Raw genomic sequence first — 23,181 nt, 5'->3', positions numbered from 1 at the left:
CGCGACAACCTACACACAGTTTGCCACCTGGGCGGCACGTACCATTCGCTGCCGCTTGCCCGAGTACGGGTATTCGAAGCGGGTGAGGCGCTCATTCAGCGCGTTGGCAACGAACGCGAACAGGGACGCTGACGTGTGAAGTGTGGGACCGGCTGGGGGCCCTCAGGCAATAACTAGCACTGGCGGTGTGAGCCGCTTTCTTTTGCCTACTTTTCTTTGCGGCGGCAAAGAAAAGTAGGTGCCGCCCCGCACAGGGGCGACGCTTGAAGCGCGAAGGCAATACGCGGATGCTCGCGAAAACGCAAAGCAAACCACCAAGCGTCGCAGACAAAAAACCCCTTCAAACAACACTCTTAGACTGCTTCACAATCGTCAGCGCCGCCGCGATCATCGACCCCATTTCCGCCATATTCCCCGGCACGATCAACGTATTCCCCGCCTTCGCGAGATTCGCAAAAGCATTCACATACTGCTCAGCAACCTTGAGATTCACAGCCTCCATCCCGCCCGTAGACTGAATCGCCGCCGCAATCTTTTGGATTGCCTGAGAATTAGCCTCAGCAACAGCCAGAATCGCCGCCGCCTGGCCTTGCGCCTGGTTAATCGCCGCCTGACGCTCGCCCTCGGACTTCTGGATCGCCGCCTCACGCCCACCCGACGCGATATTGATCTGCTCCTGCTTGCGCCCTTCCGATGCAGCGATCAGCGCGCGCTTCTCGCGTTCCGCCGTGATCTGCGCCTGCATCGAATGGAGAATCTCCTTAGGCGGCGTCAGGTCCTTGATCTCGTAACGCAGCACCTTCACGCCCCAGTTCGACGCGGCTTCGTCGAGCGCCGACACGATCGAATGATTGATGAAGTCGCGCTCCTCGAACGTCTTGTCGAGTTCGAGCTTGCCGATCACCGAACGCAACGTCGTCTGCGACAACTGCGTAATCGCGAACACGAAGTTGCTCGAACCATACGACGCCTTCATCGGATCAGTCACCTGAAAGTACAGCACGCCGTCCACCTGCAACTGCGTGTTGTCGCGCGTGATGCAGACCTGACTCGGCACATCGAGCGGAATTTCCTTGAGCATGTGCTTGTACGCAATCCGGTCGATGAACGGCAGCACGAAGTTCAGGCCCGGCGTGAGCGTCGCGTGATAGCGCCCGAGGCGCTCCATCACCCATGCGTGCTGCTGCGGCACGATCTTGATCGTCTGCGCAGCAACCACGATCACGACAATCAGCAAGACCAGCCCAGCGATGCTCGACGATTCCATTCCTGCCCCCACTCTGTTTTTGAATTGTTGTGCGCGTTCGAATGCGCCTACGTTGCATCGGACGGCTCAAGCCCTCGCCGCCGCATGCCTGCTCGCGACGACGACAAGACAGTTGCCCCGCAGCGCAGTGATTTCATAGAGATTGGCGTCTTCCGGCTCGCCGGGCGCGAGTTCGACTTCCCATGACGCGCCGCGATAACTGGTGCGCGCGTGTCCGTCGTGCCACGCGGACACGGTCAACGTCGAGCCGATATCGAGATTCACGTCGGGATTGCGCGCGGCTTCAGCGCGCGTTTTCGTTTTACGTCCGAAGCGCGACTTGCGCAGCAGGAGCACCGCGGCGAGCGCGACGGCGGCCGCGATGCCGAATTGCAGCGGCAGATCAGCCCCCGCGAGACGCGCCAACGCCGCCGCAATAAAGCCGAGCGCCACCATCAGCAGATAGAACGTGCCGTGCAGCAGTTCGAGCACGATCAGCACGCCTGCGCCGATCCACCAGAACAGTCCACTTTGGAACACTTGCGCCTCCACAAAGCAAAACACCCCGGATCTACCGGGGTGTTTATAGCATGAAGCGTCCAGCTTTTATCGTTCGTAGCAGCACGTTTTACGTACCGCCACAAATCGATGCGTAATGCTTATTTAGCCGTCACCTTCGCCAGCGCCTGCCACGTTTCGATGATCGTGTCCGGGTTCAGCGAGATCGACGCGATGCCTTCCTTCGTCAGCCACTCGGCGAAGTCCGGGTGGTCCGACGGACCCTGGCCGCAAATACCGACGTACTTGTCGAGACGCAGGCACGTTTCGATCGCACGCTTCAGCAGGAACTTGATGGCGGGATCGCGCTCGTCGAAGTCCGCTGCCAGCAGTTCCATGCCGGAATCGCGGTCGAGGCCGAGCGTCAATTGCGTCAGATCGTTCGAACCGATCGAGAAGCCGTCGAAGTACTGCAGGAACTCTTCAGCCAGAATCGCGTTCGACGGCACTTCGCACATCATGATCAGGCGCAGGCCGTTTTCGCCGCGCTTCAGACCGTACTTCGCGAGCAGGCCAACCACGCGCTCCGCCTGCTTCAGCGTCCGCACGAACGGCACCATGATCTCGACGTTGTCGAGGCCCATCTCTTCCCGCACGCGCTTGAGCGCGATGCACTCCATTTCGAACGCCTGCGCGAAGTCTTCAGAGATGTAACGCGATGCGCCGCGGAAGCCCAGCATCGGGTTTTCCTCGTCCGGCTCGTAGCGCGAACCGCCGATCAGCTTCTTGTACTCGTTCGACTTGAAGTCCGACAGACGCACGATCACGGGCTTCGGATAGAACGCCGCGCCGATCGTCGCGATGCCTTCCGTCAGCTTGTCGACATAGAAGGCACGCGGCGATGCATGACCGCGCGCGACGCTTTCGACAGCCTTCTTCAGATCCTGATCGATGTTCGGGTATTCGAGAATCGCCTTCGGGTGAACGCCGATGTTGTTGTTGATGATGAACTCGAGGCGGGCGAGACCGACGCCCTTGTTCGGTAGCTGCGCGAAGTCGAACGCGAGCTGCGGATTGCCGACGTTCATCATGATCTTGACGGGAATTTCCGGCAGTTCGCCACGCTGAATTTCCGTCACTTCCGTTTCGAGCAGACCGTCGTAGATCTTGCCTTCGTCGCCTTCCGCGCACGATACCGTGACGAGCGCGCCTTCCTTCAGCACGTCCGACGCGTCGCCGCAACCCACGACGGCGGGCACACCCAGCTCACGCGCGATGATCGCCGCGTGGCAGGTACGGCCGCCACGGTTCGTGACGATCGCGGCTGCGCGCTTCATCACGGGTTCCCAGTTCGGGTCGGTCATATCTGCGACCAGCACGTCGCCCGGCTGCACGCGCTCCATTTCCGACGGATCGTGAATCACGCGCACGGGGCCCGCGCCGATCTTCTGGCCGATCGCGCGGCCCGTCGCCAGCACCTGCGACTGGCCCTTCAGCTTGAAGCGCTGCTCGGCCTTGTTGCCGCCCTGGCTCTTCACCGTTTCCGGACGCGCCTGCAAGATGAAAATCTTGCCGTCGCGGCCGTCCTTGCCCCACTCGATGTCCATCGGACGCTGGTAGTGCTTTTCGATGATGACCGCGTACTTCGCCAGTTCGATCACGTCTTCGTCGGTGATCGAGAAGCGGTTGCGCTGCTCGTGCGGCACGTCGACGGTCTTCACGCGGCCTTCTTCGCCCGCCTTCGTGAATTCCATCTTGATGAGCTTCGAGCCGATCGAACGGCGGATGATCGGGTATTTGTTCTGCGCGAGCGTGGTCTTGAAGACGTAGAACTCGTCCGGATTCACCGCGCCTTGCACGACGGTTTCACCGAGGCCATAGCTCGAGGTGATGAAGACTGCGTCCTTGAAGCCCGATTCCGTATCGAGGGTGAACATCACGCCCGCTGCGCCGACGTCCGAGCGCACCATGCGCTGCACGCCCGCCGACAACGCCACTTCAGCATGCGTGAAGCCCTTGTGGACGCGATAGGAGATGGCGCGGTCGTTGTAGAGCGACGCGAACACGTGCTTCATCCGATCGAGCACGTCTTCGACGCCGACCACGTTCAGGTAGCTTTCCTGCTGACCGGCAAACGATGCGTCCGGCAGGTCTTCCGCCGTGGCCGACGAGCGCACCGCGAACGACAGTTCTTCAGGCGAGCTCTTTTGCAGCGTGTCGAAGCCTGCGCGGATTTCCTGTTCGAGACGCGCCTGCATCGGGGCGTCGACGATCCATTGACGGATCTCCTTGCCCGCAGCGGCGAGTGCCTTCACGTCGTCGACGTCGAGCGTCTCGAGACGTTGGGCGATGCGTTCGGTCAGGTTGTTGTAATGCAGAAAGTCGCGGAATGCGAGCGCCGTCGTGGCGAAACCCGTCGGGACGCGCACGCCGGCTTCGGCGAGCTGACTGATCATCTCGCCGAGCGAAGCATTCTTGCCGCCGACGATTTCCACGTCGGTCATCCGCAACTGCTCGAATGGAACTACATACGCCTGATCCTTAGCAACGTTAACTGCGTTAGTCATACAAGCCCCTAAGTGGAAAAAAATGCTCGATTGCGCAAGTGGGCTCGAACACGAGGCGCTCATTGAGAGCGTTGACTCGTGCCTTGCGCAACCTGTTGGAGAAACAATCGCAGAAGGCTTTATGCCCGGCACGAAGGCCGACGAAGCGGAGGATTGAACGAACTTGCAGCGTTGCCGTGCAACTTACGAACAAATCACGACGCAATCAAAGAGCGATAACAGATAGTTACACGCGATTTGGCTGCAATTGCTTATCCAACAGGTTGCCGCTATTCTACCGTGCCGACTCTCAAAATGTGACAGTCGGACGAGAAATGCGCCCAGGACGGCGCGCGCGGCTTGCCGCCGGGGTTTGCGTGACAACCGCGGCTGTCATCCGGGCCACGCGTCAGCCTTTTACCCGTTCCGGGCGCACGCTGCGCCGCGTGTCGTATCGTGTTGCGCCGCTGCCGTTTTCCGGCCAGCCACCGGGCAGCGCGCGCCACGCGGCAATGTCTGATTCGAGCGGATTTTGACGCTCATGTTCCCTGCCCACTGATGCCGCCAACCGTATTCATCGTCTCCGACGGTACCGGGATCACTGCCGAAACCTTCGCGCATTCGATCCTCTCCCAGTTCGACCAGAAGTTCCGTCTGGTCCGCGTGCCCTTCGTCGATTCGACGGAAAAAGCCTACGCCACGCTCGAAAAGATCAACGAAGCCGCTCATCACGAAGGCCGCCGCCCGATCGTCTTCACGACGCTCGTGAACAGCGCGTCGAACCAGATCGTGAAGGATTCGAACGCGCTCGTGCTGGACATGTTCCAGACCTTCGTCGAGCCGCTCGAACAGGAACTGGAGCTGAAGTCGAGCCACGCGATGGGCCGCGGCCACCAGAACGCCGACACCGAGGAGTACAAGAACCGGATCGAGGCGATCAACTTCTCGCTCGCGCATGACGACGGCCAGTCCAATCGCAATCTGGAAGAAGCCGACGTGATCCTCGTTGGCGTGTCGCGCAGCGGCAAGACGCCAACCAGCCTGTATCTGGCGATGCAGTACGGCGTGAAGGCGGCAAACTATCCGCTGATCCCCGAAGACTTCGAGCGCGGCAAGCTGCCGACGCCGCTGCTCGCGCATCGCACGAAGATGTTCGGCTTGTCGATCGATCCTCAACGGCTTTCGGAAATCCGCAACGAGCGGCGCCCCGGCAGCAAGTACGCGGCGCTCGAAAACTGCCGCTACGAGATCAACGAAGCCGAGACGATGATGCGGCGCGAAGGGGTCAAGTGGCTCTCGTCGACGCACAAGTCGATCGAGGAAATCGCGACGACGATCCTGCAGGAAATCAAGCTGGACCGGTCGTCGTATTGATGGCGATGCGGTGAATTCAGCCGGCAGCGCGCTGCTGCCGGCACTGCTCGAAAAGACACACGGCGGCGGCCGCCGCGACATTGAGCGACTCCATCCCACCCGGCTGTGGAATCGTCACGCGGTATGTCACTGCGTCGCGCCACGCCTGCGAGACACCCGCCCCTTCATTGCCGAACACCCACGCGACAGGCCCCGACAGATCGGTGTCGTAGATCGCCTGCGCGCCATGCGAGTCCGTGATCGCGACTGGCACGCCGAGCCGTTCGATCAGCGTCTGCGGCTCAACGTCCTCGTGAATCTGCAGCAGAAAATGCGCACCCATCCCTGAGCGCAGCACCTTCGACGACCACGCGTACGCGGTGCCCGGCGCGCAGAACACATGACCAATGCCCGCTGCCGCCGCGCTGCGCAGAATCGAACCGACATTGCCCGCATCCTGCACGCCGTCGAGCACGACGCAACCCTGCATCACGCGCTCGGGCAACGGCAGGTCGAGCTTCTCGACGAGCAGCAACAGGCCGACGCCGTTGACGACATTCGACAGTTGTCCAAACAGCGCATCGGGCAGTGTGACGATGCGCCGTTCCTCGATCCGTGCGACGAGCGCCTGCGCTTCATCGTGGCGCAGCGCGCCTTCCGTGACGACGCACATTTCCGGCTGGCCAGCGACGTCGAGATACGCGCTCGCGAGGTGAAACCCTTCGAGCAGCGCATGGCCGCTCTTGCGCTGTTGATGCGTCGAGCCGGCCAATGCCTTCAGACGCTTGTAGAGCGGATTGTCCCGCGAGGTGATGGCTTTCACAGGCAGCACGAAGAGAATAGCGGTGAAAAGAAAAGCGCCCGCAGGCGCTTGATCGTGTTTTGCGTGGCGTCAGAACGGCGCGCTGTCGTCGGCGAGGAATGCATCGTCGGCGGCTGCGGGCGGCACGACTATCACGCCTTTCGGCAAACCGTTGCCTGTGCCGAGCCGCAAATGCGCCTCACGTACGGGCGCGAACGAGCGCCGGTGATGCTCGCACGGACCATGCTCGCGCAACGCCGTCAGATGCTGCGGCGTGCCGTAGCCGGCGTGCGCATCGAAGCCATATACCGGGAACATCTGATGCAGTTCGAGCAGCATCCGGTCGCGCGTGACTTTCGCGAGAATCGACGCGGCCGAAATGCACGGCACGAGCGCGTCACCGCCAATGATCGCCTCGCTGCGGATGCTCAGCGTCGGACAGCGGTTGCCGTCGATCTTCGCCAGCGTCGGCGTGACCTTCAGGCCTTCGACTGCGCGCTTCATCGCGAGCATGGTTGCGTGCAGGATGTTCAGCGCGTCGATTTCCTCGACGGAAGCCGACGCGACGCAATACGCGAGCGAACGCTCGATGATCTTCTCATAGAGTTCGTCGCGCTTTTTCGCCGTCAGCGCCTTGGAATCGTCAAGGCCGCGAATGCGCGGCTTCGACGGATCGAAAATCACGGCGGCAGCCACCACGGGCCCGGCCAGCGGACCGCGCCCCGCTTCGTCGACGCCGCAAATGATGTCTTCCGGCGACGAAAAATCGAGGCCGCCCTGGTCCGTTTTCTTCGCCGATGCCTTGCGGCGCGACGCAGCCACGGCCGTTGCGCGGGTCATGGACGCCCCCGGCGCGCTTCAATGACGGCGACGACCGCTTCCGCAGCCCGCTGCGCGGTGTTCTGCTTGAGCACGTGATGCATCTCGGTGAAAATTTCCGTCAGCGTGCGCCGGTTTGCGTCGTCGCGCAACTGGGTCAGCGTGGCGTCCGCCAGCGCTTCAGGCGTCGCGAAGTGCTGCAGGATCTCCGGCACGACGAAACGCCCCGCTAGAATATTCGGCAAGCCGACGTACGGCAGATAACCCTGCCGGCGCATGATCTGTCCCGTCAGCCAGGGCACCTTGTACGAGATCACCATCGGTTTCTTCAGCAGCGCGGCTTCCAGCGTGACCGTGCCGCTTTTCACGAGAATCGCGTCGGCGGCCGTCATCGCGATCTGCGCGTTGCCGTCCGTCAGCGTCAGCGGCAGCTTCGGATGCGCTTCGACGAGCGGCTTCAGCAGATCGCGCAGCGCCGGCGTCGCTGCCGGCATCACGAAACGCACGCCCGGTTCGCGCTGCAACATCAGTTCCATTGCGTCGAAGAACGTCGGGCCGATCAGCGAGATTTCCGAGCGCCGGCTGCCCGGCAGCACGGCGATCACCGGGCCGCTTTCGGGCAGGCCGAGCACGCGGCGCGCGCCTGCCGTGTCCGGTTCGAGCGGAATCTCGTCAGCGAGCGGATGCCCGACATAGGTCGCCGTCACGCCCGATTTCTCGAGCAGCGCCTTTTCGAACGGGAACACGCACAGCATGTGATCGACGGCCTTGACGATCTTCTTGATGCGGCCGCCGCGCCACGCCCAGATCGACGGGCAGACGAAGTGAATGGTCGGAATACCCGCGTCGCGCAGCGGATGCTCGAGGCCGAAGTTGAAGTCGGGCGCATCGACGCCGATAAAGGCGGACGGCGGCTCGGCCAGCAGCTGGCGCTTCAGCTCGTTGCGAATGCCGAGAATTTCGGGAATGTGCTTCAGCGCTTCGACATAGCCGCGCACCGACAGCTTTTCCATCGGAAAATGCGCGTCGAAGCCCTTCGCGATCATGCGCGGGCCGCCAATACCGAAGTACTGCGTGGTGTCAGGCAGACGGGCGGCGAGCCCGTCCAGCAACGAAGCCGCCAGCAGATCGCCCGACGGCTCGCCGGCCACCATTGCGAGCCGTAGCGGACTGGTAGGCAACGGCATCGGTTAGCGGATGATGCCGCGCTGCGACTGCTCGACGAACTCGACGAGCGCGCGTACCGGCTCGTCGCCGTCGCCGCCCGCCGTCGCGAGCTCGCGCAACTGCACTTTCGCCTCTTCGAGCGACAGACCGTTCTTGTACAGCAGACGGTAGGCCGAGCGCAGCGCCGAAATCGCATCCGGCGAAAAGCCACGGCGGCGCAGCCCTTCTACGTTGATGCCGTGCGGCTCCGCCTTGTTGCCCGCCGCGATCACGAACGGCGGAATATCCTGCACGAGCGCCGACGCGCCGCCCAGCATCGAATGCGCGCCGATCCGCACGAACTGGTGCACGCCCGACATGCCGCCGACGATCGCGTGATCGCCGATGATCACGTGGCCCGCCATCTGCGCGTTGCTCGACAGGATCACGTTGCTGCCGATCTGGCAGTCGTGGCCAATATGCACGTAGGCCATGATCCAGTTGTCGTCGCCGAGCGTCGTGGTGCCCTTGTCCTGCACGGTGCCCGTGTGGATCGTGGTGAACTCGCGGATCGTGTTGCGATTGCCGATCACGAGCTGCGTCGGCTCGTCCCGGTACTTCATGTCCTGCGGACGCCCGCCGACCGATGCGTAATGACCGATCCGGTTGTCTTCGCCGATCGTCGTGTGGCCTTCGACCACGCTGTGCGAACCGACGGTCGTGCGTGCGCCGATCGTGACGTGCGCGCCGACAACGGCGTACGGTCCGATTTCGACCGATTCGTCGAGCTGTGCGCCCGACTCGATGATCGCAGTAGGATGAATCCTGCTCATGCGCCCTCGCTAGTATTTCCGCGTATCAGTTACATGGCGCCGATGACGCTGCGGCGTCATCCGACGCGTTGAAGCGGTCACGATGCAACCCGTTTTGTGACCGCTCAAGGTTTCGATGGTTCTGCCTCGCGCGTTGCCGGACACACCGTTCACGGCTGCCCGGCCGCTGGCATTACTCGCTGTCCGTCTGGCGCACCGCGCACATCAGGTCGGCTTCGGCAGCCACCTGGCCGTCCACTTCCGCGCGCGCCTTGAACTTCCAGATGCCGCGCATATGGCGCTCGAACGTGACGTTCAGGATCAGCTGGTCGCCCGGCTCGACGACCCGCTTGAAGCGCGCATTGTCGATGCCGACGAACAGGTACAGCGTGTTGTTCGGATCGTGCGGCTCTTCCGCGAAGGTCAAGAGCGCTGCCGTCTGCGCGAGCGCTTCCAGAATCAGCACGCCAGGCATAACCGGGCGCTTCGGGAAGTGACCCATGAAGTACGGTTCGTTGATCGACACATTCTTCAGCGCTTTGATGCTCTTGTGCGGCTCGAGTTCGAGCACCCGATCGACCAGCAGGATCGGATAGCGGTGCGGCAGCAGCGTGAGAATCTTGTGAATGTCGAGATTGATTTTTTCGGTGCTCATGGTGTTTCTGCTCACGCAAGGGTTGCGCGATGATGACTGCGAATGCTGGGTGCAAGGGGCTGGATGATGACGACGCGCCCTGCCGCCCGTTCCTGTTCCGGCTGCGCGCGATCCGGGGGCCGCGCGCGCCGGCGTTTCCTTCCGGTCGTGCCTATGGTGCCCGAGATGCTTACGCCTTGTCTCCGGAGGCGCTGGCGACTGCGGCTTCGAGCGCCTTGATGCGATCGCGCAACTTGTCGAGGTTGCGCATCAACGCGGCACTCTTGTTCCAGTCGGCATGGTCGACGGCCGGGAATGCGCTCGTGTACATGCCGGGCTTCAGAAGCGACTTCGATACACCCGACTGTGCGGTAACGATTACGTAGTCGGCCAGCGTGACGTGGCCGGCAATGCCGACCGCGCCGCCGATCATGCAGTGACGGCCGATCGTCGTGCTGCCCGCGATGCCCGCACAGCCGGCGATCACCGTGTAGGCGCCGATCTTGCAGTTGTGGGCGATCTGCACGAGGTTGTCGATCTTCACGCATTCTTCGATGACAGTATCGGCCATCGCGCCGCGGTCGATCGTGGTATTTGCACCGATTTCGACGTCCGGTCCGATCGACACGCCGCCAACCTGCGGAATCTTGACCCAGCTGCCCGTGCGCGCATCGCCTTCGCCGACGAAGTCCGGCGCAAAACCAAAGCCATCCGAGCCGATCACCGCGCCCGCGTGGATGATGGCGCGCTCGCCGATCTTGCAGCCGTGATACACGGCGACGTTCGGATATAGATGCGAGCCCGCCGCGATCTGCGTACCGCGCCCGACGAACACGTTCGCGTCGAGACGCACGTTTTCGCCGATCGACACGCCCGCTTCGACCGTCACATTCGGGCCGATCACGGCGCTCGCGGCGATCTGCGCGGACGGGTCGATGGTTGCGCCCGGATGCACGCCAGGTTTCGCCTTCGGCGAGGCCATGTCGATGAAGGCCTGCGCGAGGCGCGCGAAGTAAGCGTAGGGATTCGGCGTGACGATGAAATTACGACCGTCGCGCGACGTGACCTTCTCCAGATCCGCCGCGTTGATCAGCACCGCGCCCGCGCGCGTCGACTCGACTTGCGCCAGATACTTCGGGTTGGCGAGAAACGCCAGTTGATCGGGGCCAGCCTGATCGAGCGGCGCCAGATTGCCGACGCGGTGCGCGCGATCGCCGACGATCTCTCCGCCGAACTGCTGGACGATCTCCTCGAGCGTGAATGCCATGCGTGTACTGCTCCTGCTGTTCAGTTGCCTAACTTGCGCGCTTTTCCCGGATCTCGCGCGCGCCGGAAGGTGTGCGCCGGACGGCTGGCGTGGGCGCCGTCCGGCCCGGCTTCAATTGCCCGATGCCGCCAGCGCCTTCAGCACCTGGTCGGTGATGTCGATACGCGGGCTGACATAGACGGCTTCCTGCACGATCAGATCGTAGTGTTGCTGCTCGGCGATCTGCTTGATGACCTTGTTCGCGCGGTCGAGCACGGCCGCCAGTTCTTCATTGCGGCGCTGGTTCAGGTCTTCGCGGAATTCGCGCTGCTTGCGCTGGAAATCCGTGTCGAGCTGCGACAAGTCGCGCTGCTTCTGCGCGCGATCGGCCGGCGCCAGCGACGCGCCGTTCTTGTCGAGCGAGTCGGACAGCGACTTCAGACGCTGCGCCATGTCCTGCAGGTCCTTGTCGCGCTTCGCGAACTCCGCTTCGAGCTTGGTCTGCGCCGCTTTCGCCGCCGCCGACTCACGCAGGATGCGATCCGAATTCACCGCGGCGATTCGCGCTTCCTGCGCCAGCGCGGCGTTCGCCGCGCCCACGCCGAGCGTCATGGCAAGCGCCATTGCACACGCCACACGCTTCGAAAACATACCAGTTAGCAAAGTCATCCTCTCGATGCTGTAAGGGGTTCCAGTTCTGGTGCGCGCGATCAGAACGCCGTCCCGATCTGGAACTGGAACTTCTGATACTGGTCGCCCGTATGTTTCTGCAGCGGGAAGCCCAACGACAGCTTGAGCGGCCCGATCGGCGAAATCCACGCGAGACCGACACCGTAGCCGTAACGCAGACCGTTCGAACCCGTCGTCGTCGTGCCGCCCTGACCCGGATCGCCCCAGACGTTACCAGCGTCGATGAACGTGAACACCCGCAGCGTGCGGTCATAGCCCGTACCCGGCAGCGGGAACGTCAGTTCGATGTTACTGACGAACATCTTGTTGCCGCCGATCGGGTCGTTCGTCGTCGCGTCGCGCGGACCCAGCGAGCTCGGTTCATAGCCACGAACCGAGCCGATACCGCCCGCGTAGTAGTTCTTGAAGATCGGGTAGGCGTTGCCGATACCGTTGCCGTAGCCGCCCTGTACGTTGAAGCCCAGCACGAAGCCGCGCGAGAACGAGTAATAGTACTGCGCCTGCAAGTCGGCCTTGTAATACTGGACGCCGCCCAGCGGCGTGCCGTATTCGGCGTTCGCCTGCGTGAAGTAACCACGGCTCGGCACCAGCGCGCTGTCACGCGCATCGCGCGACCAGCCGACTGTCAGCGGCACGTTGTTCGACACGCGGCCGAAGTCCTGCACGTAGTTCTTGTAGGCCTGCGGCGTGTTCGCGTCGACGTCGAGCGTGTTCTGCTCGAAGCCCGCGCCGAAGTACACCGTGTCCACTTCCGAAAACGGAATACCGAACTTCAGGTCGCCACCCATCGTGACGATACGGAAGCTCGAATCCGTCGAGTAGTACAGCGGCTCGTACGTGCGGTAGTAGAGATCGGTAATGCGCTTGATGCCGTCGACCGTGAAATACGGGTCGACCTGCGTCACCGTCAACGTACGGTATGTCTTCGCGGTGTTCACGTTCACCGAGAGGCTCGTGCCCGAACCGAACACGTTGTCCTGCGACACGCCCGCCGACAGCACCACCTTGTCCGTCGACGAGAAGCCCGCGCCCAGCGTGATCGCGCCCGTCGGCTTTTCGGCGACCTTCACGTCGACGTCCACCTGGTCCGGCGTGCCTTCGACGGGAATCGTCGTCACGTCCACGTCCGTGAAGTAGCCGAGACGGTTGATACGGTCTTTCGACAGCGCGAGGCGGTTCGAATCGAACCACGAGCTTTCGAGCTGGCGCATTTCACGGCGCACGACTTCGTCACGCGTACGCGTATTGCCGACCACGTTGATGCGGCGCACGTACACGCGGCGGCTCGGATCGACCTGCAGCGTCAGGTCGACCTTGTGATGCTCCTGGTCGATCTGCGGCAGCGCGTTCACGGTCGCGAACGCATAGCCGTATTCGCCGAGCTTGTCGACGATCGCCTTCGTCGTGGCCTGCAGTTTTTCAGCAGAGAACTTGTCGCCCGGTTTGATCTTGATCAGTTTGTTCAGCTCGGCTTCGCGGTCGAGCAGATTGCCCGCGAGCTTGATGCTGTTGATCGTGTACGGCTCGCCTTCATGCAGCGTCACCGTCAGATACATGTCCTTCTTGTCGGGCGTGATCGACACCTGCGTCGACTCGATGTTGAACTCGAGATAGCCGCGGTTCAGGTAGTACGAGCGAACGTTCTCGAGGTCGCCCGTGAGCTTTTCTTTCGAATACAGATCGTTCTTCGTGTACCACGAGAACCAGTTCGGCGTGGACAGCTGCATCTCGTCGCGCAGCGTGCCCGTGCTGAACGACTTGTTGCCGATGAAGTTGATCTGGCGGATCTTCGCGCTCGGACCTTCGATCACGGCGAACAGGACCGCAACACGGTTGCGATCGATCGGCGTGATCGTAGTCGTGACTTCAGCTGCGTAGAAACCGCGCGTCAGATACTGGCGCTTCAGTTCCTGTTCGGCCTTGTCGACGAGCGCCTTGTCGTAATAGCGGCCCTGCGAGAGGCCGACGGCGCGCAGCGCCTTGATCAGGTTGTCCTTCTCGAACTCGTGCAGGCCGGAGAAGTCGATCGTGCCGATGGCGGGACGCTCGAGCACCTGGACCACCACGACCTCGCCTTCCGTGGCGATCTTCACGTCGTTGAAGAAGCCCGTTGCGTACAACGCGCGAATGGCTTCGGAAGCCTTTTCGTCGGTAAACGTATCGCCTTGCTTGATGGGAAGATAGGAGAACACCGTGCCGGGTTCTACCCGTTGCAGCCCTTCGATCCGAATGTCTTTCACCACAAAAGGTGTCGTCGCGTGAGCTACCAGCCCATGCGCGGCGATTGCCGCGGCTACAACCGTCTTTGGAACAAAGCGATGAGGTTTAAACAACGTGCTTCCCCAGTGTGTATAGCTGCATCAGGTCAGGCGGGCGCCATCGTACGCCGCCAGACACTTTAAAAATGGATTAAACGAGCAAGATCGTTGAACAGCGCGATCGCCGACAAGGCGACGATACAAGCCAGTCCCGCTCTTTGAAGAACGAGCTGCCAGCGATCGGATACAGCTTTGCCGGTAACAGCTTCAACCAGATAATATAACAGATGCCCCCCGTCCAATACCGGTATTGGTAAAAGGTTGAGCACGCCGAGGCTTATGCTGACAAGCGCAAGGAACGACAGGAATGCTGACGGACCGAGTCTCGCGCTCTTGCCTGCATAGTCCGCGATGGTCACGGGACCGGACAGATTCTTCAACGACGCTTCGCCGACGATCATCCGGCCGAACATCCGCACCGAGTACACAGCAAGGTCCCACGTGCGATGCGCGCCGAGGCGCACGCTGTCGACAGGACCATAACGGACGTCGATGGACGGCACCTGCGTCGCGAGCTCAGCGCCGATGCGGCCGATGGGTTGCCCCGTCGTTTCGTCGCGCTGTGCGCCCGGCACGATGGTTAGATTCTGTAATGCACCCGCCTGCTGATTCTTCGCGCCGCGCTCGATTTGCAGCACGATCGGCTTGCCCGCGTGCGACTTGATGTAGCTGATGAAGGTGGTCGCGTTGTCGGCGGGATGACCGTCGACGGCGCGAATCCGGTCGCCCGCCAGCAGTCCCGCCTGCAAGGCCGCGCTGCCCGGCTGCACGCCCGCCACCGACAACGTCCCGCCACCCGGCTCGAAACCGAGGTGTGACATGAAGTCGTCATCGACTTCCTTGTCGGAAAGATTTTGCAAGTCGAGCGGGAAGTCGAACGTGCCGTGCGTGTCCTTCGCGGTCAGCACGACGCGCTTGTGATCGAACGCGGCGCCGAGCAGCTTCCAGCGCAGATCGGACCACGAGCGCACGGGTTCCGATTCGCCCGCATTCGCATCGCGCACGGCAACCACCGTCTCGCCGCCGTCGAAGCCCGCGCGCGCGGCGGCCGTCTCGACAGCGGGCGCCGCGACGATCGCCGCGGGCTCGGTGACGCCCGTCGCGAACACGGCTGCGAACAGCACGATGGCAAGAATGAAGTTGGCGATCGGGCCGGCCGCCACGATCGCGATGCGCTTGCCGACCGATTGACGGTTGAACGCGCGCGGCAGGTCTTCGGGCGCAATGGGCGCGCCCTCTTCGCGCTCGTCGAGCATCTTGACGTAGCCGCCGAGCGGCAGCGCCGCGATGGTCCACTCGGTACCCGTCTTCTTGCTGACCCAGCGCGCGAGCGGCTTGCCGAAGCCAATCGAAAAGCGCAACACCTTGACGCCGCACAAGCGAGCGATGCTGTAGTGGCCATACTCATGGACGACCACCAGTACGCCAATCGCGACTGCGAAGGCGACCAGTTCGATCAGCAGGTTCATAAACGCCTCACTGGACGGCGCGTTCCGTAAGGCGAGCGCCCGCCGGCAGACCGTCGATGAATGCGTGGGCAGCGCGGCGCGCAGCGGCGTCGGCGTCGACCACGTCGGCGAGGCTCGACGCCTCGCGGTTGGGCAATGCGTTCAGCACGGCATCGACGACCCGGGCGATCGCCATGAAGCCGATGCGGCGCGTCAGGAATGCTTCGACGGCGATCTCGTTTGCCGCGTTCAGCGCGGCGCTCGCGACGCCGCCTTCAGCCAGTGCCTTCATCGCGAGCGCGAGGCACGGGAAGCGCGTGTAATCGGGCTTCTCGAACGACAGTTGAGCGATCTGCGCGAGATCGAGTTGCGCGACGCCGGAATCGACGCGATCGGGGAACGCCAGCGCGTGCGCGATGGGCGTGCGCATGTCCGGGTTGCCCAGTTGCGCGAGCACCGAACCGTCGGTGTAGGAGACCAGCGAGTGGATCACGCTCTGCGGGTGAATCAGCACCTCGATGCGATCGCCGGGCAGATTGAAGAGCCAATGCGCCTCGATCACTTCGAGGCCCTTGTTCATCATCGTCGCGGAATCGACGGAAATCTTGCGGCCCATCACCCAGTTCGGATGCTTGCACGCTTCTTCCGGCGTGATGTCGACGAGACTGGACGGTTCGCGTGTGCGGAACGGTCCGCCCGAGGCCGTCAGGATGATCTTCGACACGCCGCCATGCAGCGCCGATTCGCGCGGCAGACACTGGAAAATCGCGTTGTGCTCGCTGTCGACGGGTAGCAGGATCGCGCCGTTGTCGCGCACCGCGTCCATGAAGATCGCACCCGACATCACGAGCGCTTCCTTGTTCGCGAGCAGGATGCGCTTGCCGGCGCGCGCCGCCGCGAGGCTCGGCTCGAGGCCCGCCGCGCCGACGATCGCCGCGACGACGGTGTCGCAGCCGTCGCTCTTCGACACGTCGACCAATGCCTGCGGACCGTAAGTCACCTCGGTCTTGCAGCCCGCTGCGCGCAGTTTCGCGGCCACGCTCGCAGCCGTATCGGCATCGCCGACCACGGCCACTTCGGGCTTGAAGCGCAAGCATTGCTCGACGAGCTTGTCGCCGTTGCGGTGCGCCGTCAGCGCGTACACCGAGAAGCGCTCAGGATGACGCGCGACGACGTCGAGCGTGCTGTCTCCGATCGAGCCCGTGGAACCGAGCAAACTAATTCGTTTTTGCATATCTCTTTCTCTAGCCGATGGCTACGACAACACGAGCATCGCAAGCGGCAGCACCGGCAACAAAGCGTCGATGCGGTCGAGCACGCCACCGTGACCCGGCAGCAGATTGCTCGAATCCTTCACGCCAGCCTGGCGCTTGAGCATCGATTCGAACAGATCGCCCACCACGCTGAACACGACCAGCAAGGTCAGCGTGGCAAACGCACGAGCGGTGCCCAGATGGTCGAGCAGCGCGGAAAACAGGGTCGGCGCGAAGGCATGCGTGATGACAGCCAGGGCCGCGACGATCATCACGGCCAGCCACCCGCCGATCGCGCCTTCCCAGGTCTTGCCGGGACTGATCGACGGCGCGAGTTTGTGCTTTCCAAACGCCTTACCCGCGAAGTATGCGCCGATATCGGCCAACCAGACCACCAGCAGCAGGGAAAGCACGAACGGCACGCCCGCCATCCGCGCCGCGACGAGCGCATGCCAGCAGGCGGCGAACACGACCACGCCCGCCAGCAGCAGGAACGGCCGCCATGCGCCTTGCGCGAGCGTCGGCTTGCGCAGCAGCACGAACGGGCCGGCGAATATCCAGAAGATTGACGACGCCTCGAAGAGCGGGCGCGGCGCCGTGACGCCTGTGCCGAGCTTCGTGCTGGCGACCAGCGCCAGCGCGGCGACGATCGCGTAGATCACGGGACCGGCGCCCGGCAGCTTCAGAAGCCGCGCCCATTCCCACGCGGCGAACACGACGACGAACGCGATCAGCGCGCCAAAGCCGCCGATCGGCGCCCAAAGCGTGACAGGCAGAAGAATAGCCAGCAGGACGATCGCCGTGATGACACGGGTTTTTAGCATGGAAGCGAATCGACGTTTTGCGATTGCGGCTCGAGCTGCGCGCTCGTGCGTCCGAAGCGGCGCTCGCGCCCCGTGTATGAACCGATGGCGCGGCCGAGCGCGTCGGCGTCGAAATCCGGCCAGTAGGTGTCAGTGAAATAGAACTCGGTGTAGGCGAGCTGCCACAGCAGGAAGTTGCTGATGCGCTGCTCGCCGCCCGTGCGGATGAACAGGTCCGGCTCGGGTGCGTAGGCCATCGCAAGATGCTCGGCGAAGGCATCTTCGTTGACCTCGACGGGACGCCCCGCCGCCACCGACTGCTCGACCAGCTTGCGCGTGGCCTGCATGATGTCCCAGCGGCCGCCGTAGTTCGCGGCGATGGTGAGCGTGAGGCGCGTGTTGCGCGCCGTCTTGGTTTCGGCGCGTGCGATCAGATCCTGGATCTTCTTGTCGAACATCGACAGATCGCCGACCACGCGCAGGCGGATGCCGTTCGCGTGCAGCTTGCCAATCTCGCGCTCGAGCGCGGTCACGAACAGGCGCATCAGGAACGACACTTCGTCGGTCGGACGGCGCCAGTTTTCCGAACTGAATGCGAACAGCGTCAGGTATTCGACGCCCTGGCGCGCGCACGCCTCGACGGCTGCGCGCACGGCGTCGACGCCGCGCGTATGGCCCGCCACGCGCGGCAGGCGGCGTTGCGTCGCCCAACGGCCATTGCCGTCCATGATGATCGCGATATGACGTGGTACGGCTGAAACGTCAGGGACGCGAACGGTTGAGCTTGTATAGGTCATGGCCGTCGGGTAAAGCTGCAAAGAAAGAAACGATGATCAGTGAAAGTCTTGGGGTCTGGTGTGCGCCAGACCGTCAAACCGTCATGATCTCGCCTTCCTTGGTCTGTACGAGCTTGTCGATTTCGGCGACGAACTTGTCCGTCAGCTTCTGGATGTCGTCGCTACCGCGACGCTCGTCGTCTTCCGAAATCTCCTTGTCCTTCACGAGTTTCTTCAGCGCCTCGTTGGCGTCGCGGCGCAGATTGCGCACGGCCACCTTGGCCGTTTCGCCTTCGCTCTTGACGACCTTCGTCAGTTCGCGGCGGCGCTCTTCCGTCAGCGCGGGCATCGGTACGCGGATCACATCGCCTTGCGACGCCGGGTTCAGACCCAGATCCGATTCGCGGATCGCCTTTTCGACGACCGTGATCATCTTCTTTTCCCACGGTTGCACGCCGATCGTGCGCGCGTCGATCAGCGTCAGGTTCGCGACCTGCGAGATCGGCACGGGCGAACCGTAGTAGTCGACCTGAATGTGATCGAGCAGGCCCGTGTGAGCACGGCCCGTGCGGATCTTCGACAGATCGTTCTTGAACGCGTCGATCGAGCGCTGCATCTTTTGCTCAGCGCTTTTCCTGGTGTCAGCCAAAGACATGATTAAACCTCCGAACCATCAAAACGATGCGGGCCCATAAGCGCGCGAGGCGCAGCCTGAGCCCGCGTTCAAGCCCACAGACGTGAAAGAGAGTTTACACGTGGACGAGGGTGCCTTCGTCTTCGCCCTGCACGATGCGCTTGAGCGCGCCCGGCTTGACGATCGAAAACACGCGGATCGGCAGCTTCTGGTCGCGGCACAGCGCGAACGCCGTCGCGTCCATCACCTGCAGATTGCGGCCGATCGCCTCGTCGAAACTGATCGTCGTATAGCGCGTGGCCGACGGGTCCTTCTTCGGGTCAGCCGAGTAGACGCCGTCCACCTTGGTCGCCTTCAGCACCACTTCGGCGCCCACTTCCGAGCCGCGCAGCGCAGCCGCCGTGTCCGTCGTGAAGAACGGGTTGCCCGTGCCGGCCGCGAAGATCACGACCTTGCCTTCTTCCAGCTGACGGATCGCGCGGGGACGGATGTAAGGCTCGACCACCTGGTCCATGCGCAGCGCCGACTGCACGCGCGCCTCGATGCCGGCGTGACGCATTGCGTCCTGCAGCGCCAGCGCGTTCATCATCGTGGCCAGCATGCCCATGTAGTCAGCCGTTGCACGGTCCATGCCCGCTGCGCCGCCCGCCACGCCACGAAAGATATTGCCGCCACCGATCACCACCGCCAGTTGCGTGCCGAGCCGCACCACCTCGGCCATGTCCGCCACCATTCTTTCGATCGTCGCGCGATTGATGCCGAATGCATCGTCGCCCATCAGGGCTTCGCCAGAGAGTTTGAGGAGGACGCGTTTATAGGCAGTGGGCATAGAGATATCCGGGTCGCGCTGAGCAGGGCAAAAAGCCGCCAAACAACAAGAAACTAACTGTAGGGGCGAAATAGGGGTTCGGGCAAGCGCCGCCAAATTGACCTGCCTCGACGACTGATCGGGGCCTGCCAACCGGTGGCTGCGGCGCGGCTTTCGCGCGCGCAGCCCGGTGGCGCTGCCGGCCGCGGCGAAGTCCAGCTCCGCCGCGGGTGAAACGGTACTGCGTGAAACTTAAATAACGCTTATTGCTGCTTTGCAGCAGCGACTTGCGCAGCGACTTCGGCCGCGAAGTCGTCCTGACGCTTCTCAATGCCCTCGCCGACCACGAACAGCGCGAACTTCTGCACGCTCGAGTTCGCTGCCTTCAGCATCTGCTCGATCGTCTGCTTGTCGTTCTTCACGAACGGCTGGTTCAGCAGCGACACTTCCTTCAGATACTTCTGCACCGAGCCGTCGACCATCTTGGCGACGATCTCAGCCGGCTTGCCCGATTCAGCAGCCTTCTGTTCAGCGATGCTGCGTTCCTTGGCGATCAGGTCAGCGGGAACTTCGTCCGACGACAGCGAGACCGGCTTCATCGCCGCGATGTGCATCGCGACGTCCTTGCCGACCTGCTCGTCCGCGCCCGTGTACTCGACCAGCACGCCGATACGCGTGCCGTGCAGGTACGCAGCCAGCTGGTTCGACGTTTCGAAGCGCGCGAAACGGCGGATCGACAGGTTTTCACCGATCTTGCCGACCAGCGCCGAGCGCACTGCGTCGACCGTCGAGCCTTCCAGCGGCAGCGCCGACAGCGCAGCGACGTCAGCCGGGTTTTGCTTGACGATGAGTTCGGCGACCTGCTTCGTGAAGCCGATGAAGTCGTCGTTCTTCGAAACGAAGTCGGTTTCGCAGTTCAGCTCGACGATCGCGCCAACGCCGCCTTCGATGAACGAAGCGATCACGCCTTCAGCCGTGACGCGCGACGCGGCCTTGCTGGCCTTGTTGCCGAGCTTCACGCGCAGCAGTTCTTCCGCACGCGCCATGTCGCCGTCGGCTTCCGTCAGCGCCTTCTTGCATTCCATCATCGGCGCATCGGTCTTCGCGCGCAGTTCTGCCACCATGCTTGCGGTAATTGCCGCCATCATTCGCTCCTTGAGTCTGTCTGTCACACGCCGCCCGCATTCGATGCCGGCGACAGCATTTCGTTTCCGCGCAGCGCACATTTTTTCGGGCGCTGCCGCGTGCCCGTTGCGGCACGCTCATTCAGATCGTCGCGACTTAAAAAAAGGGGGCCTATAGAGAGCCCCCTTTTTTGCCGGACACAGGGTGCTTTACGCTTCCCCGTTGACCTCGACGAACTCGTCGCCGTCGCCACCGCGGACAGCCTGCACGACTTCGTTGACCGCGCTCGCACGGCCTTCGACGATCGCCTCAGCCACACCTTGCGTGTACAGGGCAACAGCCTTGCTGGCGTCGTCGTTACCCGGGATCACGTAGTCGATGCCTTCCGGCGAGTGGTTCGTGTCGACCACGGCGATGACGGGGATGCCCAGCTTGTTCGCTTCCGTCACGGCGATCTTGTGGTAGCCGACGTCGACCACGAAGATTGCGTCAGGAATGCCGCCCATGTCCTTCACGCCGCCGATCGACTTTTGCAGCTTGGCGATTTCGCGTTCGAACAGCAGCGCCTCCTTCTTGCTCATCTTTTCGAGCTCGCCTGCCTCGACTGCCGCTTCCATGTCCTTCAGGCGCTTGATCGATACCTTCAGCGTCTTGAAGTTGGTCAGCATGCCGCCGAGCCAGCGTGCGTTGACGAACGGCATGCCAGCGCGTTGTGCTTCTTCAGCGATCGTGTCGCGCGATTGACGCTTCGTGCCGACAAACAGGATCGTGCCGCGGTTCGCTGCCAGCTGACGCACGTACTTCAGTGCGTCGTTGTACATCGGCAGCGTCTTTTCGAGGTTGATGATGTGAATCTTGTTGCGATGGCCGAAGATGAAGGGGGCCATCTTGGGGTTCCAGAAGCGCGTCTGGTGACCGAAGTGGACACCGGCTTCCAGCATTTGACGCATGGTAACTGCCATGAAAATCTCCGCTAGGGTTGGGTCTTAAGCCGGCTGCCGTATCCGCTGCGCCGTCTTCGCCGCTTCGGGAAGACCTGACGCCGCGAACACCCTGGGTGCGCCGGCTTGCGAATTCCGCGAACTGCGCCGCATGTTATGCATGACGCCGCTCACGAAGAAGCCTGCCGCCGAGTTGAACATTGAATATTCAAACTGGCGATTGACTTAGCCAAAGAGTATAGCACGCGAGCATTGCAGGACTCAACCTGCGCGGTAGCTCCCGTCTGGGCCGCCGGTTGCACCACCGCGTCAGCAACTGCCCTGTTCGCGCACCATTTGGCCGCCCGGCAAGGCCGCGCGGAACGCCCGCCGCAAGCGCCGCCGCCCGCCCTCGCGTCCCGCAAATTCCAGCGATCACCTGAATAAGGTGCGATAATTACACGATAACCCGCATTTCAGGCCCGACTCATGGCTATTACGCTCAAAAACGAAGACGATATCGCGCAGATGCGCATCGCCGGACGCCTCGGGAGCGAGGTGCTCGACTACATCACGCCGTTCGTCAAACCCGGCATCACGACGGGCGAACTCGACCGCCTGTGCCACGAATACATGACGAACGTGCAGGGCACGATTCCCGCGCCGCTGAACTACCAGCCGCCGGGCTATCCGCCGTTTCCGAAGGCCGTCTGCACATCGGTGAACGACGTGATCTGTCACGGCATTCCCGGCGACAAGGCGCTGAAGAACGGCGACGCGCTCAATATCGACGTCACGGTGATCAAGAACGGCTATTACGGCGACACGAGCCGCATGTTCATCGTCGGCGAAGGTTCGATCATGGCGAAGCGTCTCGTCCAGACCACGTACGAATGCATGTGGCTCGGGATCGAGCAGGTGCGCCCGGGCGCGCATCTCGGCGACATCGGTTATGCGATCCAGAAACATGCGGAAGGCCTCGGCTACAGCGTCGTGCGCGAGTATTGCGGCCACGGCATCGGCCAGGTTTTCCACGACGATCCGCAGGTGCTGCACTACGGCCGCCCCGGCACGGGCATCGAGTTGCAGGCGGGCATGATCTTCACGATCGAGCCGATGATCAACGCCGGCCGTCGCGACATCCGCACGATGCCCGACCAGTGGACCGTCAAGACGAAGGACCGCAGCCTGTCCGCGCAATGGGAGCACACCATTCTCGTCACGCCGACGGGCTACGAAGTGCTGACCGTTTCCGCCGGCACGCCCGCTCGCCCGCAAATCGCGGCCGCCGCCACAGCCTGATC

At 62.8% G+C, this 23,181-nt stretch carries 21 protein-coding genes; 2 read left to right on the top strand and 19 right to left on the bottom strand.

What is annotated here, in order from left to right:
- Positions 1-340: 340 nt before the first annotated feature.
- The 3 genes from C2L64_RS06685 to ppsA all read right to left on the bottom strand — a co-directional run bounded on the left by C2L64_RS06685 (position 341) and on the right by ppsA (position 4,311).
- Positions 341-1,267 carry an SPFH domain-containing protein gene (locus tag C2L64_RS06685; protein ID WP_090835820.1) on the bottom strand — a complete coding sequence of 309 codons (927 nt, stop codon included), beginning with the start codon at positions 1,265-1,267 and terminating at the stop codon, positions 341-343.
- A 66-nt stretch (positions 1,268-1,333) separates the two neighbouring features.
- On the bottom strand, positions 1,334-1,786 hold the full coding sequence (locus C2L64_RS06680; protein WP_007749442.1) for an NfeD family protein: 453 nt from the start codon (positions 1,784-1,786) through the stop codon (positions 1,334-1,336).
- 119 nt (positions 1,787-1,905) lie between these two features.
- Positions 1,906-4,311 carry a phosphoenolpyruvate synthase gene (gene ppsA, locus C2L64_RS06675; protein ID WP_090835821.1) on the bottom strand — a complete coding sequence of 802 codons (2,406 nt, stop codon included), beginning with the start codon at positions 4,309-4,311 and terminating at the stop codon, positions 1,906-1,908.
- Positions 4,312-4,848: 537 nt separating this feature from the next.
- Between ppsA and ppsR the strand changes: the two genes are divergently transcribed.
- Positions 4,849-5,664 carry a posphoenolpyruvate synthetase regulatory kinase/phosphorylase PpsR gene (gene ppsR, locus C2L64_RS06670; RefSeq protein WP_007585382.1) on the top strand — a complete coding sequence of 272 codons (816 nt, stop codon included), beginning with the start codon at positions 4,849-4,851 and terminating at the stop codon, positions 5,662-5,664.
- 16 nt (positions 5,665-5,680) lie between these two features.
- Here the strand turns inward: ppsR and C2L64_RS06665 are convergent, their stop codons facing one another.
- The 16 genes from C2L64_RS06665 to rpsB all read right to left on the bottom strand — a co-directional run bounded on the left by C2L64_RS06665 (position 5,681) and on the right by rpsB (position 21,919).
- Positions 5,681-6,466, bottom strand: coding sequence for a TrmH family RNA methyltransferase (locus C2L64_RS06665; RefSeq protein ID WP_090835877.1), 786 nt, complete (start codon positions 6,464-6,466; stop codon positions 5,681-5,683).
- Positions 6,467-6,535: 69 nt separating this feature from the next.
- Positions 6,536-7,285, bottom strand: a complete 750-nt coding sequence (gene rnhB, locus C2L64_RS06660; RefSeq protein WP_244144567.1) for a ribonuclease HII — start codon at positions 7,283-7,285, stop codon at positions 6,536-6,538.
- Positions 7,282-8,451, bottom strand: a complete 1,170-nt coding sequence (gene lpxB / locus C2L64_RS06655; RefSeq protein ID WP_090835822.1) for a lipid-A-disaccharide synthase — start codon at positions 8,449-8,451, stop codon at positions 7,282-7,284. Before lpxB ends, rnhB begins: the two co-directional genes overlap by 4 nt.
- Before the next feature lie 3 nt (positions 8,452-8,454).
- Entirely contained in the window at positions 8,455-9,243 is a 789-nt protein-coding gene (gene lpxA / locus C2L64_RS06650) for an acyl-ACP--UDP-N-acetylglucosamine O-acyltransferase (RefSeq protein WP_090835823.1), read from the bottom strand.
- Positions 9,244-9,415: 172 nt separating this feature from the next.
- Positions 9,416-9,877, bottom strand: coding sequence for a 3-hydroxyacyl-ACP dehydratase FabZ (gene fabZ / locus C2L64_RS06645; RefSeq protein WP_007585391.1), 462 nt, complete (start codon positions 9,875-9,877; stop codon positions 9,416-9,418).
- A 169-nt stretch (positions 9,878-10,046) separates the two neighbouring features.
- Positions 10,047-11,123: a UDP-3-O-(3-hydroxymyristoyl)glucosamine N-acyltransferase gene (lpxD, locus tag C2L64_RS06640; RefSeq protein WP_090835824.1), complete on the bottom strand. Its 1,077-nt coding sequence runs from the start codon at positions 11,121-11,123 to the stop codon at positions 10,047-10,049.
- A 111-nt stretch (positions 11,124-11,234) separates the two neighbouring features.
- Positions 11,235-11,726 (bottom strand): OmpH family outer membrane protein, encoded by a 492-nt coding sequence (locus C2L64_RS06635; RefSeq protein ID WP_007585396.1) that lies wholly within the window; start codon positions 11,724-11,726, stop codon positions 11,235-11,237.
- Positions 11,727-11,812: 86 nt separating this feature from the next.
- Complete coding sequence (gene bamA, locus C2L64_RS06630) at positions 11,813-14,125, bottom strand: outer membrane protein assembly factor BamA (RefSeq protein WP_007585398.1); 2,313 nt, start codon at positions 14,123-14,125, stop codon at positions 11,813-11,815.
- Positions 14,126-14,190: 65 nt separating this feature from the next.
- Positions 14,191-15,579, bottom strand: a complete 1,389-nt coding sequence (gene rseP, locus C2L64_RS06625; protein WP_090835825.1) for an RIP metalloprotease RseP — start codon at positions 15,577-15,579, stop codon at positions 14,191-14,193.
- Positions 15,580-15,586: 7 nt separating this feature from the next.
- Positions 15,587-16,792, bottom strand: coding sequence for a 1-deoxy-D-xylulose-5-phosphate reductoisomerase (locus C2L64_RS06620; protein ID WP_090835826.1), 1,206 nt, complete (start codon positions 16,790-16,792; stop codon positions 15,587-15,589).
- Positions 16,793-16,813: 21 nt separating this feature from the next.
- Entirely contained in the window at positions 16,814-17,635 is an 822-nt protein-coding gene (locus C2L64_RS06615) for a phosphatidate cytidylyltransferase (RefSeq protein WP_007585403.1), read from the bottom strand.
- The gene (uppS, locus tag C2L64_RS06610) at positions 17,629-18,411 is read right to left on the bottom strand and encodes a polyprenyl diphosphate synthase (RefSeq protein WP_007585405.1); all 783 of its coding nucleotides are present in this window, start codon (positions 18,409-18,411) and stop codon (positions 17,629-17,631) included. The genes C2L64_RS06615 and uppS overlap by 7 nt, the downstream gene beginning before the upstream one ends.
- 73 nt (positions 18,412-18,484) lie before the next feature.
- Positions 18,485-19,045 (bottom strand): ribosome recycling factor, encoded by a 561-nt coding sequence (gene frr / locus C2L64_RS06605; protein ID WP_007585407.1) that lies wholly within the window; start codon positions 19,043-19,045, stop codon positions 18,485-18,487.
- 94 nt (positions 19,046-19,139) lie between these two features.
- Entirely contained in the window at positions 19,140-19,853 is a 714-nt protein-coding gene (pyrH, locus tag C2L64_RS06600) for a UMP kinase (protein ID WP_007585409.1), read from the bottom strand.
- A gap of 242 nt (positions 19,854-20,095) precedes the next feature.
- On the bottom strand, positions 20,096-20,977 hold the full coding sequence (gene tsf, locus C2L64_RS06595) for a translation elongation factor Ts (RefSeq protein ID WP_007585411.1): 882 nt from the start codon (positions 20,975-20,977) through the stop codon (positions 20,096-20,098).
- Positions 20,978-21,166: 189 nt separating this feature from the next.
- Positions 21,167-21,919 (bottom strand): 30S ribosomal protein S2, encoded by a 753-nt coding sequence (gene rpsB, locus C2L64_RS06590; RefSeq protein ID WP_007585414.1) that lies wholly within the window; start codon positions 21,917-21,919, stop codon positions 21,167-21,169.
- A 447-nt stretch (positions 21,920-22,366) separates the two neighbouring features.
- Here rpsB and map point away from each other — a divergent pair, with 447 nt between their 5' ends.
- A complete protein-coding gene (gene map, locus C2L64_RS06585) occupies positions 22,367-23,179 on the top strand; it encodes a type I methionyl aminopeptidase (protein ID WP_007585415.1) in 813 nt (270 codons plus the stop codon).
- Positions 23,180-23,181 lie beyond the last annotated feature (2 nt).

Source organism: Paraburkholderia hospita (assembly GCF_002902965.1).
GTDB lineage: Bacteria > Pseudomonadota > Gammaproteobacteria > Burkholderiales > Burkholderiaceae > Paraburkholderia > Paraburkholderia hospita.
Note: the sequence above shows the minus strand (reverse complement) of the source record. Positions and strands in the feature narration are given on the sequence as shown.